Origin of the sequence: Ilumatobacter sp., from assembly GCF_046290335.1 — a bacterium.
GTDB lineage: Bacteria > Actinomycetota > Acidimicrobiia > Acidimicrobiales > Ilumatobacteraceae > Ilumatobacter_A.
In genome coordinates, this window is sequence record NZ_JBKAGH010000002.1 from 783180 (window position 1) to 796646 (window position 13467).

The 13467-nt window shown below is 64.3% G+C and carries 13 protein-coding genes; 9 read left to right on the top strand and 4 right to left on the bottom strand.

What is annotated here, in order from left to right:
* Positions 1-221: 221 nt before the first annotated feature.
* The 5 genes from ACE37B_RS12180 to ACE37B_RS12200 all read left to right on the top strand — a co-directional run bounded on the left by ACE37B_RS12180 (position 222) and on the right by ACE37B_RS12200 (position 8247).
* The gene (locus ACE37B_RS12180) at positions 222-1703 is read left to right on the top strand and encodes a DUF3375 domain-containing protein (RefSeq protein WP_409923582.1); all 1482 of its coding nucleotides are present in this window, start codon (positions 222-224) and stop codon (positions 1701-1703) included.
* A complete protein-coding gene (locus ACE37B_RS12185) occupies positions 1703-2281 on the top strand; it encodes a DUF4194 domain-containing protein (protein WP_409923583.1) in 579 nt (192 codons plus the stop codon). Before ACE37B_RS12180 ends, ACE37B_RS12185 begins: the two co-directional genes overlap by 1 nt.
* On the top strand, positions 2278-5658 hold the full coding sequence (locus ACE37B_RS12190; protein WP_409923584.1) for an ATP-binding protein: 3381 nt from the start codon (positions 2278-2280) through the stop codon (positions 5656-5658). Before ACE37B_RS12185 ends, ACE37B_RS12190 begins: the two co-directional genes overlap by 4 nt.
* A complete protein-coding gene (locus tag ACE37B_RS12195; RefSeq protein WP_409923585.1) occupies positions 5639-6865 on the top strand; it encodes a Wadjet anti-phage system protein JetD domain-containing protein in 1227 nt (408 codons plus the stop codon). The genes ACE37B_RS12190 and ACE37B_RS12195 overlap by 20 nt, the downstream gene beginning before the upstream one ends.
* A 197-nt stretch (positions 6866-7062) precedes the next feature.
* Positions 7063-8247: a Fic family protein gene (locus ACE37B_RS12200; RefSeq protein ID WP_409923586.1), complete on the top strand. Its 1185-nt coding sequence runs from the start codon at positions 7063-7065 to the stop codon at positions 8245-8247.
* Between the two features lie 193 nt (positions 8248-8440).
* Here ACE37B_RS12200 and ACE37B_RS12205 read toward each other — a convergent pair whose 3' ends face one another.
* The gene (locus ACE37B_RS12205; RefSeq protein ID WP_409923587.1) at positions 8441-8752 is read right to left on the bottom strand and encodes a type II toxin-antitoxin system PemK/MazF family toxin; all 312 of its coding nucleotides are present in this window, start codon (positions 8750-8752) and stop codon (positions 8441-8443) included.
* Positions 8746-8997, bottom strand: coding sequence for a hypothetical protein (locus tag ACE37B_RS12210; protein WP_409923588.1), 252 nt, complete (start codon positions 8995-8997; stop codon positions 8746-8748). Before ACE37B_RS12210 ends, ACE37B_RS12205 begins: the two co-directional genes overlap by 7 nt.
* Positions 8998-9463: 466 nt before the next feature.
* On the opposite strand from ACE37B_RS12210, the gene ACE37B_RS12215 reads away from it, so the two are divergent.
* The 3 genes from ACE37B_RS12215 to ACE37B_RS12225 all read left to right on the top strand — a co-directional run bounded on the left by ACE37B_RS12215 (position 9464) and on the right by ACE37B_RS12225 (position 10600).
* A complete protein-coding gene (locus tag ACE37B_RS12215; RefSeq protein WP_409923589.1) occupies positions 9464-9682 on the top strand; it encodes a CopG family transcriptional regulator in 219 nt (72 codons plus the stop codon).
* Positions 9675-10022 carry a type II toxin-antitoxin system VapC family toxin gene (locus tag ACE37B_RS12220; RefSeq protein ID WP_409923590.1) on the top strand — a complete coding sequence of 116 codons (348 nt, stop codon included), beginning with the start codon at positions 9675-9677 and terminating at the stop codon, positions 10020-10022. The genes ACE37B_RS12215 and ACE37B_RS12220 overlap by 8 nt, the downstream gene beginning before the upstream one ends.
* Positions 10023-10249: 227 nt before the next feature.
* The gene (locus ACE37B_RS12225; protein ID WP_409923591.1) at positions 10250-10600 is read left to right on the top strand and encodes a DUF4279 domain-containing protein; all 351 of its coding nucleotides are present in this window, start codon (positions 10250-10252) and stop codon (positions 10598-10600) included.
* 406 nt (positions 10601-11006) lie between these two features.
* Here ACE37B_RS12225 and ACE37B_RS12230 read toward each other — a convergent pair whose 3' ends face one another.
* Both ACE37B_RS12230 and ACE37B_RS12235 read right to left on the bottom strand, forming a co-directional pair.
* Complete coding sequence (locus ACE37B_RS12230; RefSeq protein WP_409923592.1) at positions 11007-11840, bottom strand: SDR family oxidoreductase; 834 nt, start codon at positions 11838-11840, stop codon at positions 11007-11009.
* Between the two features lie 33 nt (positions 11841-11873).
* The gene (locus ACE37B_RS12235; protein ID WP_409923593.1) at positions 11874-12371 is read right to left on the bottom strand and encodes a PPOX class F420-dependent oxidoreductase; all 498 of its coding nucleotides are present in this window, start codon (positions 12369-12371) and stop codon (positions 11874-11876) included.
* Between the two features lie 132 nt (positions 12372-12503).
* Between ACE37B_RS12235 and ACE37B_RS12240 the strand changes: the two genes are divergently transcribed.
* On the top strand, positions 12504-13391 hold the full coding sequence (locus ACE37B_RS12240; RefSeq protein ID WP_409923594.1) for an AraC family transcriptional regulator N-terminal domain-containing protein: 888 nt from the start codon (positions 12504-12506) through the stop codon (positions 13389-13391).
* Positions 13392-13467: the final 76 nt, after the last annotated feature.

Genomic DNA, 13467 nt, shown 5'->3' on the forward strand with positions numbered 1-13467 from the left:
ATGTGGACGCAGAGTCGCGGATTTCTGTCGCTTGTCGAACGGATATCGCACGACGTCATGCTCGGATCCGCGCCGACGAAAATCCTTGGTAGTTCCTCGAAGCAACGGCACGACGTCAGGTATCCGGGTGCGCTCAGCAAGATCGGCCTGCCGTCGCAGCGACCGCACTCCCGCCGTCCGCCGGGCAACCCCGAGACACCCCTTCGATACTGTGTCAGGAGATGGAGCACGACGAATTGGAGACACTGCGGTCGCGGCATCCGGCGTGGATTCTGCTTGCGTCGCGCAACGCCCCGATGGTGCTCAGCGTGCTCGATCGGGTCTTCATCCAGCCGAATGCTTCGAACATCGCGGCGGACGAGCTGACCCGGCTCGTCGACGATGAGTTGTATGCGCTTCGCGAGCGCCTCGGTGACGCCGCTTACCCTCGTACGGCGAAGGCGTATCTCGACGAGTGGGCGGATGCCGATCACGGCTTGCTCCGCAAGTTCTATCCGTCGGGCCAGGACCAAGCGCATTACGATCTCTCGCCCTCTGTCCAGGCTGCACTTGACTTCGTCGACGATCTCGAGTCGCGCAGTTTCATCGGCACGGAATCCCGGCTGCAAACGATCTTCGAGCTGCTTCGCCAACTCGCTGATGACAGCGACGCTGATCCGACACGCAGGTTGGCCGATCTTCGACGCCGCAGGGACGAGATCGACGCGAAGATCGCACGCGCCGAGGCAGGTCACGTCGACACGCTCGACTCTGCTGCCCGTCGCGACCGATATCAGCAGTTCGCCCGAACGGCGCGCGAGCTCCTCACCGATTTTCGACAGGTTGAGGAGAACTTCCGCCAACTCGATCGCCAGCTTCGTGAGCGAATCGCTGGCTGGGACGGATCGAAGGGCGAACTTCTCGACGAATTGATCGCCGATCGCCACTCGATCGCCGACTCCGACCAGGGGCGGAGCTTTCGTGCGTTCTACGACCTGCTGCTGTCAGCGGAGCGGCAGGTCGAGCTCACCGATCTACTCGACCGCGTTCACGATTCGAACGATCGCCACAACGCGGCAATCGCGGAACTTGACCCTCGCCTTGCCCGTACCCATTTCGACTGGATCGATGCCAGCGAACGAACGCAGCGGACCGTTCGCCAACTCTCCGAACAGCTCCGCCGGTTCCTCGACGACCAGGTGTGGCTCGAGAACCGCCGAGTCTTCGAACTGCTGAGCAGCATCGAACGCAGCGCCCTGAAGGTTCGTAGTGAGAACACCGACATCGAGATGTCGATCGACGACACGAAGGTGTCAATTTCGCTGCCGTTCGAGCGACCCCTTTTCCGTCCCAGTCGAACGAGTGACCTCGATGATGCCGTCATCGAGGTCGGCGAGTCCGAAATCGATCTCGGCGTGCTCGACGCTCACTCCTTCGTCGATCGAGCCGTACTTCTCGAACGCGTTCAGCGCAACCTCGGCACCCGGCGTCACATCCGACTCGCCGACGTCATCGACAACGCGCCGCTGGAACAGGGCCTGGCCGAACTCGTCGGATACTTCTCGCTCGACGATCCGGGGCTTGATGTCGTGTTCGACGCCGACGCTCGCACCGTGGTGCAGTGGGAGGACGACGACGCCTCCCGCGTCGCCGACCTGCCGGATGTGACCTTCACCCGTCGCGCCGGACCCACGAGCCCAACTGCACGCGGCGGGGAGGCATAGTGAGCGAGCTGTCACCGATCGTGATCCAGCTGTTCAAGGGTCCGATCTATCGAGACGCCCACGAGTTGCTGTGGGAACCACTGCTGAAGCGGCGTGCCCAGGTCGCCGACTACGCCGCCGTGCTCGGTCTGCGAGTCGAGGTCGACGAAACCAATGGGTTCGCCTATCTCGCCAGCTTGCCCGACGTCGATGGCGCTCCACCACTGCCTCGGCTCATCGCCCGTCACAAGCTCGCGCTCCACACCAGCCTGCTCCTCGCGCTGCTCCGCAAACGGTTGGCCGAGTTCGACACCGACTCCACCGAAGGCCAACTCGTCGTCAGCACCGAACAGCTCGTCGAGATGATGCGCCTGTACTCCGCCGATGCGACCAACGAGACAAAGATCCGACGCGAGATCGAGATCAACATCAACAGGGTCAAGGAACTCGGCTTCCTCCGCCAACTTCGCAGCACCGCTAATCAGTTCGAGGTCCGTCCCATTCTCCGAGCGTTCGTCGACGGCCAGTTCCTCTCCGACCTCGATGCCCAACTCGACCGCTACATCGAGCAGTTGTCGCAGGCCGGGAATCGGTCATGACGGTCTTCGGCGGGACGTCGTTCCACGATCTCCGGCCGGGCACCAGGCTGCAGCGATTCGAGCTGTTCAACTGGGGCACGTTCGACCGGGTCGTCTGGCCGTTCGACGTCGACGGTCGCAACGCACTGCTCACCGGCGACATCGGCTCCGGAAAGTCGACCGCCGTCGATGCACTCACGACGCTGCTCCTGCCGTCACACCGCATCTCCTACAACCGCGCTGCGGGAGCCGACACCAAGGAGCGCGATCTACGTTCGTACGTGCTCGGCCACTACAAGTCCGAACGCAACGAAGCCACCGGAGGCACCCGTCCTGTGCCGCTGCGCGGGCCACAGCACTACTCAGTGATCCTCGGCGTGTTCTCGAACCCCGACTTCGCCACGACCACCACGATCGCTCAGGTGTTTCGGGCACGAGAGGACAACAGTCAGCCCGAACGGTTCTTCGTCGTCGCCGATCGCGAGCTGACCATCGCCAAGCACTTCTCGAACTTCGGGAACACCTTGCCCGAGTTGAAACGACAACTCCGCGACGTTGATGTCCGCCTGTACGACCACTTCCCGGAGTACGGCCGAGACCTGCGACGTCGCCTGAACATCCCCAGCGAGCAAGCGCTCGATCTGTTCCACCAGACCGTGTCGATGAAGGCGGTCGACAACCTCAACGACTTCGTGCGCAGCCACATGCTTGAGCCGTTCGACATGGCGGCGCGGATCAGGGACCTGATCGGTCACTTCGACAATCTGACCAGGGCTCACGAGGCCGTGCTCCGAGCACGCGATCAACTCGACCTGCTTGCCCCGCTCGTCGTCGACCTCGACGCACACGACGAACACGCGACCCGCGTCGAATTGCTCGATCGGCTCCGTGCGGCAACCCGATACTACTTCGCCAGCCGCACCGACGACCGGTTGGCTGCCCGCCACGCGGAGCTCATCATGTCCATCGCGGCAGCCGACGACGAACTCGAACGACTGGGCACCCAGCAACGCGATCTCGGCGCACGGCGTGACCAACTCACGATCGACATCGAGCGGGCTGGCGGCGGGCGGATCTCAGCACTGGAAGCAGACATCGGACGCCTGGGCATCGAGTGGCCGCGTCGTCAGACGGCGCTGGAGGAGCACAACCGCGAACTCACTGCGTTGGGCCTCGACCAGGTCTCCAGCCGGGAGCAGTTCGACGCAAGCCGGACGGCTGTCGCTGCTGCGCAGGAGTCGAACTCGGCTCTGGCCGGAGAAATCGACGAGCGTCGGCTCGCGCAGCGACAGGAGCTGACGGAGATCGATGACGAGATCGCGCAGGTCAATGCCGAGCTGAAGAGCCTGGCGGGCCGGAGGTCGAACCTGCCGGCGAGGTCGCTCGAGGTCCGGGCGGATCTGATGGCCGACCTGGGCCTCGACGACGCGTCACTGCCGTTCGCTGGTGAACTGGTCGAGGTCGATGCTCGGGCAACCGAGTGGGAGGGCGCCGCCGAACGCGTGCTGCGCCCGTTTGCGATGTCCCTCCTCGTGCCCGACGATGCCTACCAGCAGGTCGCCCGATGGATCAACGATCGACACCTCGGCACTCGGCTTGTCTACTACCGGGTGCCGAATCGGGTGGCCGCTCCGAGGCTGCCCGACCGAAGCTCTCGATTCCCTCTGTTACTCGACTTGCTCAACGTCCAGACGGAATCACAGTATGCGGACTGGATGCGGGGCGAGTTGGCGCGGCGTGCCGCTCACCTCTGCGTCGACTCGACCGACGACTTTCGTGATGTCGATCGCGCGGTCACTCGGCAGGGTCAGCTCAAGGATCGCAACCGCCACGAGAAGGACGATCGCTCGCGCCTCGATGATCGCCGCAATTACGTGCTCGGCTGGAGCAACGAACGCAAGATCGACGCGCTCATCGAGCACGGCCAGGTTCTTGCGGCGCGCCGACGACCAATGGACGAAGCGCTCGCCGTGCTGCAGAGTGAGTCGCAGCATGTCTCCGGGGCGGGTCAACGATTGGCCGTCCTCGGGTCGAAGAGCGATTGGAGCGTGTTCGATTGGGAGTCGCTCATCACCCAACTCAACCAGGCCGAGGACGAAGTCAAAAGGATCCGGAGCGCATCCGACATCCTGGCAACCCTGACAACCGAGAAGTCGGCGACCGAACACGACCTCGTCCAGACGACGGACGCAGTCGCCGCCGCACAGGATCTCCGAGGCGGGCTGCGCAGCGAGCACACGCAGGTCGAAACCGGACGCCGGAGCCTCGCTGCGCTCATCGAGCCCTCTCCGCCGCGGACCATCGCCGAGGCACAATTCGACGACCTCACCACTGAACTCAACACGGCCAAGGTGCTTCCGGCCAACGCCGACGAGCCCGACTTCGCCGCACTTGAACAGCGCGCCCGAGATCACCTCTCGACCGAGCGCAACCGCACCTCTGACGCAGCGACCACCGTGTCGAATCGCGTCGTCAGGCAGATGACCGCATTCCGAACGGCCTACGCGAGCGAAGCGTCCGAACTCGACGATTCTCTGGCCTCTGGCCCCGAATACCGCCAACTGCACGAACGGGTCGCTGGCGACGACCTCCCACGGTTCGAGGCAGAGTTCAAGCGGTCGTTGAACGAGAACACGATCCAGGAGATTGCCGGGCTGTCGGCGGAACTCAACAAGCAGGATCGCACGATTCGCGACCGCATCGCCATGATCAACTCGTCGTTGGAAGCCATCGACTACAACCCTGACCGATTCATCCGACTGGTTGCCTCGGCGACGCCCAACGCCGAGATCCGCGACTTCCGCGAGCAGCTCCGAGTGTGCACCAGCAACATCGTCGGCGATGACGACGATCAGTACTCCGAGCAGCGATTCCACGACGTCAAGTCGGTGATCGACCGATTCAAGGGCCGAGAGGGGTCGACCGACCTCGACCGTCGATGGACAGCCCGCGTCACCGACGTTCGTCAATGGTCGACATTCACCGCGTCGGAGCGCTGGCGTCAGGACGACACCGAGCACGAAAGCTATTCCGATTCGGACGGCAAGTCGGGCGGGCAGAAAGAGAAGCTCGCGTACACCATCCTCGGGTCTTCACTCGCCTACCAGTATCAACTGGATCCGACCGACGAGAAGGCTCGCGGGTTCCGTTTCGTCGTGATCGACGAGGCATTCGGACGAGGGTCCGACGAGTCCACCCGCTACGCGCTCGGCCTCTTTGCCAAGCTCGGACTGCAACTGCTGATCGTCACTCCACTCCAGAAGATCGCCGTCATCGAGCCACACGTCCACTGCCTCGGCTACGTCGACAACCTCAATGACAACCACTCACGACTTCAACGCGTCACGATCGACGAACTCCAAGAGCAGCGACGGACCCATGGCCGCACGCTCGACTGACTGGTCGACCGTTCCCGAACTGATCAGCCAGCTCGAACGCCAGTGGGCTCGCGGGAAATGGTTCGAGCCGTACGCCCTCGGCGAACGGTTCGAACCCGTTTCGATCACGTTGCGGACGCCGACCGCCGCCGACCTGGTCGAGCGGACCGCCGAGGTGCAGTCATGGGTCACCGGGTTCCGTTCCGATGTCGCCAGGAGGCCGGGGCTTCGCGTTTCCGACAAGGTCGTGCGGAACCGCTCGGTTGGCGCCAACAGCATTCCCGCTTCGATCTGCGTGGACTCCTTCGATGAGCTGATCGACGTGGTCGGCGTACGATCTGACGTCGAAGCATTCGACCACGCAGCATCTGCGACTGAGACGATCGTGCCCGGAGCGACGGACTGGGTTCGGCGTCATCCTCGACAGGTCGCCGAGGGGAGCCGGATCTGGCCACAGCTCCTCTCCGCGCTGCGCTGGGTGCTTGACCATGACGTGTCGCAGCTCGACCTTCGCCACATCGATGCTCCCGGCGTCGACTCCAAATTCCTCGTTGCGAATCGTCGGCTGGTGCGTCCGCTCCTCGATGCCGTCCTGGCCTCGGAGCGGGTGCACACGCAACACAACGACCTCGACAGGCGATACGGATTCCGGTCACGGCCCACGTACGTTCGTCTCCGCGCGCTTGGCAACGACGTCGGTCTCCCGCGGATTCTGAGCGAAATGGAAGTCCGAGTCGACGAACTCGCACTGATGCCGCTCCCCGTCGCAAACGTCTACGTCGTCGAGAATCGTGCGACGTTCAACGCATTCCCCGACACCCCCGACAGCATCGTGGTGTTCGGCGGCGGCTACGCCGTCTCGACGCTGAATGGCCTGGACTGGCTTCACGACCGTCGTCTCGTCTACTGGGGTGACATCGACACTCACGGGTTCCGAATCCTCAGCCGACTCCGCGCGCTGTTTCCCCACTGCGAGTCGATGTTGATGGACGCATCGACGCTGAAGGCCAACCTCGCTCGGACCGTCGGCGAGCCGTCCCCACTCACAGAGCATCTCGATCACCTCACAGCGGACGAGGCGCGGCTGTACCAGGATCTTCGAGAAGACCGCTACGGTGCCGCCGTTCGGCTCGAGCAGGAGCGCATCTCATTCGGCAGTCTCCGGTCAGGACTGGACGCGATTGCGGTGGGCGCCGCGGCGCCCGAGTCGCCACTGCCTTCATCCTGAAACCACAGCAAGAGTCGCTGAGGAGCGGCGCGGCCCGCCATCTCACTGTTGCCGTTCCTTTCAGGTCGCGCTCCGTCGCGCAAGGAAACAGCGATTGTCTTGCAGGATGGTGCCCGACTGTTGTCTTTCCTTTCGAGACGGCACACGTACGGAAAGGTGGAGGCGATTTTCTTTAGAGATGATCTACGCTTCACGCCATGGATGCTGCCAACTACGCGCAAACACCCTTCGGGAGCGCCAAACGCACGCCGGGCACGTACGGCTACATCGCGTTCTTCCCGCAGCCCATTCCTCGATCGCTGGACCTTTCCCCGGCTTCCGTGACAAAGATGGCCGACGCCGAGGCAGCACTCGGCCGACTCGCCGGCGCAGGCAGGCTGCTCCCCAGCCCACAACTCCTTGTCGGCCCGTACCTGCGCCGCGAGGCCGTTGCCTCGACCCGTATCGAGGGAACCCAAGCGTCACTCACCGACGTCTACGACGCGGAAGCCGACGACCTCCCACTCGGACCAGACGTCGAAGAGGTCATCAACTACGTGCTCGCAATTGAGACCGGGCTCGACCGACTCGCAACCTTGCCACTCAGCACCCGCCTGATTCGCGAAATGCACGCCGTCATTCTCGCCGGCGTGCGCGGCCGTGAACGCCAGCCCGGCGAATTCAGAACCACTCAGAACTGGATCGGCGCGCCCGGCGCAACGATCGAGACCGCAACATTCGTCCCGCCGCCAGCAGACGCGCTCCCCGGCCTCCTCGACGACCTGGAGGCTTTCGTTCATGAAGAGCCGACACTGCCACCGCTTATCCAGGCCGCTCTTCTGCACTACCAGTTCGAGACGATCCACCCATTCCTCGACGGTAACGGTCGTCTCGGACGACTGCTCGTCGTCTTCTTCCTCGTCATTCGCGATCGGCTTCCAGCACCACTGCTCTACATCTCGCCCTACTTCGAGGAACGGCGCACCGCCTACTACGAAGCACTCCAAGGAGTGCGCGAGCGAGGTGACATCGACACTTGGTTGTCCATGTTCCTCGACGCCGTCTCCACCCAGGCCGTCGACGCCGTCGGTCGCGCCGAACAGCTCACCGACCTCCGAGAGCAGTACCGCGTACGCGTTCAAGACACGACACGAGGCTCGGCGAACCAGCTCGTTGACCTTGCATTCGAACAACCCGTCCTCACCTCCAGGATCGTCGAGAAGCGCCTGGCCATCACGCGACCGTCCGCGCTCGCAGCACTCCGGATCCTTGCCGACCTCGGAATCCTCACGGAGGCCGCTGACGGCCCACGGGGCCAACTCCGATGGCGAGCCCACGAGGTCCTCGAAGTGCTGGTCGCCGAACGAAACACGACAACGGGTCCGGAAGAAAATTCGGCGTAGTCGCACGTAGCTCGCACGGCGACTCACCCTGGGCAAGAATTTGCGACGTTTGACCTGCTCAGCGTGCCGCAGAGCAAGGCAAAACCGAAGCTTCCCAAGCTGAGAACGCGGGTTCGATTCCCGTCATCCGCTCCATTTCCCCTGGTCGGCGAAACAGGCATGGGCGGCTGGCGCACGCTGGCGTGACGGACGATCAGCAGTCGGCAAGCGCCGCCAGCGCGTCACAGATCCGCTGCCGCCCACCGACACCGAGTCCTCCGAGCTGCGTGGTGAGCACCGACTTGGGAACCGCGGCAAGGTTGTCGAACGTTGCCACGCTCTCGTGATCGAGCCCTTCGCCAGGACCGACCGGGATGCACGTCGCGATGTTGCGCACGGTGCTGGTCACCGGCGCAACGATGACGTTATTGAGCACGGGAATGACCTCGTCTCGCGACACGACGAGAACTGGGCGACGCTTCTGATTCGGTGTCTCCATCAGCCAGATCTCCGCTTGGGCTACCACGACTCCGCCTCGGTCATCGCGATCGCGTTCGCCATCGCGAGCTCGTCATCGTCGTCCGTTTGTGGCAGTGCCCGATAGGACTCGGCAATGGTCTCGCCGACACGGGCCCGTCGAACAGCGTCAGCGAGGTGGTGAACACCGCGTCGAATGACCGCTGAGCGGCTGTCAGCAACGCCATCATCGACCAACCGGTCGATGATGGCGAGTTCCTCATCACTGAACCGTGTCGGCACGGGCGTCGTCATACGTTCCATTCTACAAGATGTAGAACGCGCGCCGTGATGAGCGTCGACCGTCGAACCCCACTCGAAGAAGTTGCACGGGGATTGCACGCGCATCACGGCGACCTTCGGCAGGACCGCGCTTCACCTGCTCACAGCCCTGCGAGGGAAACCAAGTTGACGCTTCCCAAGCTGAGAACGCAGGTTCGATTCCCGTCATCCGGTCCACACGAAACGCCTGGTCAGAGCACACGCAGAGTCACGACCTCTTCGGGGCGTGATGGCTGCGCCGACGATCGCCGGCCCTGCGGCCGCGCAGTGCGCGAGCGATGCAGCACGAGCGACAGCGTTTCGTGAGGGGAGTATCGCTCGGGCCACCGCTCGTCGCGGCCGAGCGATACGTGAGTGCCGATCTGCTCGGTCTCGACGAACGAGTCGATCGCGTCGATATGTGCTGGTCACCGGACGGCGTGCTGTATACGATAGATGTATGCCGTCCACGCGAACTCAGGTGTACCTGACCGACGAGCAACGAGAGCGAGTCGATCGCGTTGCAGCGTCGGAGGGCCTCACCATGGCACAGGTCATCCGCCGCGCCCTCGATGAGTACCTCGACGACCTCCCCGACCCGGACGCAGCCCTTGACGCCACCTTCGGAGCAGCACCCGACGCCGCTACTCCGTCACGCGATTCCTGGCCTCGTGGCTGACCTCCTCGTCGACACCGACGTCTTCATCGACCACCTGCGCGGCGCCCACGAGTTTCGCCCGAGGCGTCACCGCGTTCACTACTCAGTCGTGACCAGAGCCGAGTTGTTCGCGGGGAACTCAGCCACCGATCTCTGTTCGCAGCTGCTGGCTCCGTTTCGAGAGGTCGACGTCGACCGCGAGATCGCTGCGCGGGCCGGGAGAATCGCACGTGAGTTCGGGACTCGCCTCCCCGACGCGCTCATCGCTGCCACGGCGCTCGAGCGCGGACTCGGTGTCGTGACGCGAAACAACAAGCACTTCGAACACATCCGAGGGCTCCGACTCCGCTCGATCGACTGACGACGACACCGAACGACAATTCCGAGCGGGCCACCCCGCCCGGAGATGCCGAACCGGGCGGGCTTTCCGATCGGCGGCGTCGTGCGATCGTGAGACCCGCCAAACCGCTGGTCAGTGCGGCGTCGGCCTCGAGAGAGCGGTCTGCTTGGGGGCCGCAGCCGACGACCTTTGCGCCCGGGGGACCTCGTGACGCTGCTCCAGTACGCCAGCTCTGACGTCTCAGCGATGTGTTCAATCCGGATCAGATCTGCGAGGTGCTCGGTCTGACGCCGAGCCACGTGAGCTGGCGAGGCTCGCGACACTCTGCTGAACCCGTGATTCCGAAGACCAACATCTGGAGCTCCCGGGCTTCCGGCGTAGATCAGGCGGACGACCAGATCCGCCAACTCGCGGACCGATTCGAAGCGCTGGCCGATCGGCTTCAAACCCTCACGACGGGTGACGCGTCGACCTGCTCCATCTCGCTGGTGCGGCACTTCTGCAGCGCCGAGGCGAGCACGGAGAATCCGGGACGCGACGAGCGACGCCGATTCGACGGCATCAGCATCGAGCGAATTCACCTCGACGTGTCGTTGTGACGGCGACTGGCCGACCTGGGCTGGCCGCTCGACGTCGACGAGTACGACGAACACGACGTGGAGTCATGCGGATCGGTTCGCCTCATCGCACGTTTCCCAGGTCACAGCGCTACAGGCCGGACGTGAAACTCCCGTTTCCCAAGCTGAGGACGCCGGTTCGATTTCCGTCATCTGCTCCACACGAAGGCGCCGGTCAGAGCTCACGCAGGATCGCCACTCGTCCTCGACCTGAGTGGGCTCGAATGGGTCTCGTACCTCATGGGTGAGGCAGGTGGACGGCCCGCCACCCGGTTCGATACGTCGCTGAACGGTCGTTGCGGAACGGTCGTCGCTGAACGGTCGTCGACGAGGGCGAATGCGGGTCGATGAACACCGGCTCGGAGTACCGACTCGCTCGCCTGCGTGGTCACCCTGGCGAGATGCCGTACTGCTGGCGAGTGGCGGCGATGTATTCCTCGTCGGTCTTGCCATCTCGGAGGCCGAAGAAGGCGTCGGCGTTGTCTCCGGCGCGGTAGCGGATCGTGTCGGTGCCGTCGGTGGCGGCTCGGTAGATGACCTCGGCGACGACCGACGGTGGCGACGCGGCGTGATGGTTCTCCTGGAGGTGGGCGACCGCTTTGCTGATGGCGTCCATCATCGTGCGGTACTCGGCGAGGTCGGGGTCGTCGTGGAAGTCCAACGAGCCGCCCCAGAACTGAGTGGCGATGCTGCCGGGTTGGATGATCTTGACGCGAATCCCGATCCCGCCGAGTTCGAAGGCGAGCGATTCGGTCGCTCCTTCGAGCCCGAACTTGGTGGCGTGGTACAGCGAGTTGAACGGGAACGTCATCTGACCGGCGACCGAGGAGATGTTGATCACCACACCCTCACCTCGTGTGCGCATGGTCGGCAGCACGGCACGGGTGACGTCGAGGACGCCGACGAGGTTGGTGTCGATCTGGCGGACCATGGCGTCGCGGGGGACGGCTTCGAGCGGGCCGAAGGTGTCGTAGCCGGCGTTGTTGACCAGCACGTCGATGCCACCGAACCGGTCGAGTGCGGCCTGGACCGCGGTGTCGATGGAGTCGATGTCGGTGACGTCGAGCCGGGTGACGAGGGTGTTGTCGAGCTGGTGGAGTTCGGAGTCGTCAGGGGTCCGCATGGTGGCGACGACGTTCCAGCCGTGCTGGTGGAAGTGTTGGGCGGTGGCGTGGCCGATGCCGCTGCTGGCTCCGGTGATGAGGACGGTCTTGGTGGTCATGTGCATCTCGTTCGTTTCGGTGTCGGGTCGGGTTCAGTCGTCTTCGAAGAGTTCGGGTGGGAAGCCGCCGGTGCTGATGGGTCCCCAGCGGGTCGGGCGGACGCGGATGACCGACTTGTTCTGGTCGGCCATGGCCTGGCGGTACTCGTCCCAGTCGGGGTGCTCGCCACTGATGCAGCGGTAGTACTCCACGAGGATGTCGGTGGCGTCGGGCATGTCGATGACCTCGGCGTCGCCGTCGATCTGAACCCACGCTGCGTCGAAGCCACCACCCATCACCAGCACGGAGACGTTGGGATCGCGTCGAGCGTTGTTGGCCTTGGCGCGCTGCGGATAGGTCGAGATCAGCAGGTCACCGGCGGGCGTGATCGTCCCGGTGACGAGGCTCATCTGTGGCCGGCCGTCTCGACGGGTGGTGGCCAGCACGAAGGCGCGTTTGTCGGTCGCGAACTCGATCAGACCGTCGAGGTCGACGATGTCGGAGGTGGCGACGCGCTGCGCTCTCGGGTCGTCTCTGGGGATCTTCTTCATGAGGCCTCCTTGGCGTTCTGACTCGAACGCTAGGACGGGGCTCGTGCTGCAGCTTCCACGATTCGATCGGATTCTTGCTCGATCCGATCGCTTCTGCTCCACGGACGCGACGTTCGGCCTAGTTTTCCGTCCATGGAAGACATCCGGCGCCTGGTCGAGACCCACGCCCCGAGCCACGGTCTGTTCCCGACCGCACTCGATGGCGTGTCGGTGTACCGAAAGACGACCCCCAACCCCCGACAGCCGGCGGTCATGCCACCGCTGCTCAACATCGTCGTCCAGGGCACGAAGTGGGCGCACCTCGACGCCACCACCTATCGCTACGGAGCCGGCACCTACATCTGCGCCCCGACCACCCTGCCGATCGAATCCGAAGCACCCCAGGCCAGCGAGGAACAACCGATCCTCGGCGTCCAGATCTTGCTCAACACCAGAGCCGTGACCGAACTCCTCGTCGACCTCGCCGAACACACGCCGCCACGCCGACCCAGCCCCGCCAACGGCCCCGAACTCGCCCCGACCGTCGTCGAGTGGGACGACACCTTCACCTCCGCACTCCAGCTACTCCTCGTGCTCCTCGACGACGACGCCCGCCGCCGCGCACTCGGGCCCGGCCGGCTCCGCGAGTTGCTCTACCTCGTCCTCGCCGGACCAGCCGGCTCCTCGCTCTGGCACACCATCGGACGGTCCCACGACCTCAACCACACGATCGGTTTCATCCGCGACCACCTCGACCAGCCGCTCTCCATCGACGACCTCGCCCAACGAGCCGGGATGAGCCGACCCGTCTTCGATCGCCGGTTCCGACGCGCCACCAGCTACGCCCCGCTCCAATTCATCAAAGCACTCCGACTGAACGCCGCCGCCACCCTCATCACCCGAGGCAGCGACATCACCACCGCAGCGAACGACGTCGGCTACGCCAGCCCCGCCCAGTTCAGCCGAGACTTCAAACGGCACTACGGCCAACCCCCCAAACAATGGAGCCGGACTGCAGCAGCCATCGGACCAACCGCGTGATCCACCGGCCCCGACTCACCTTGGGTCCCGGGCGACGCGAGAGAGGCCCAGGACCGACCTCCCCACCAGCCGGAGG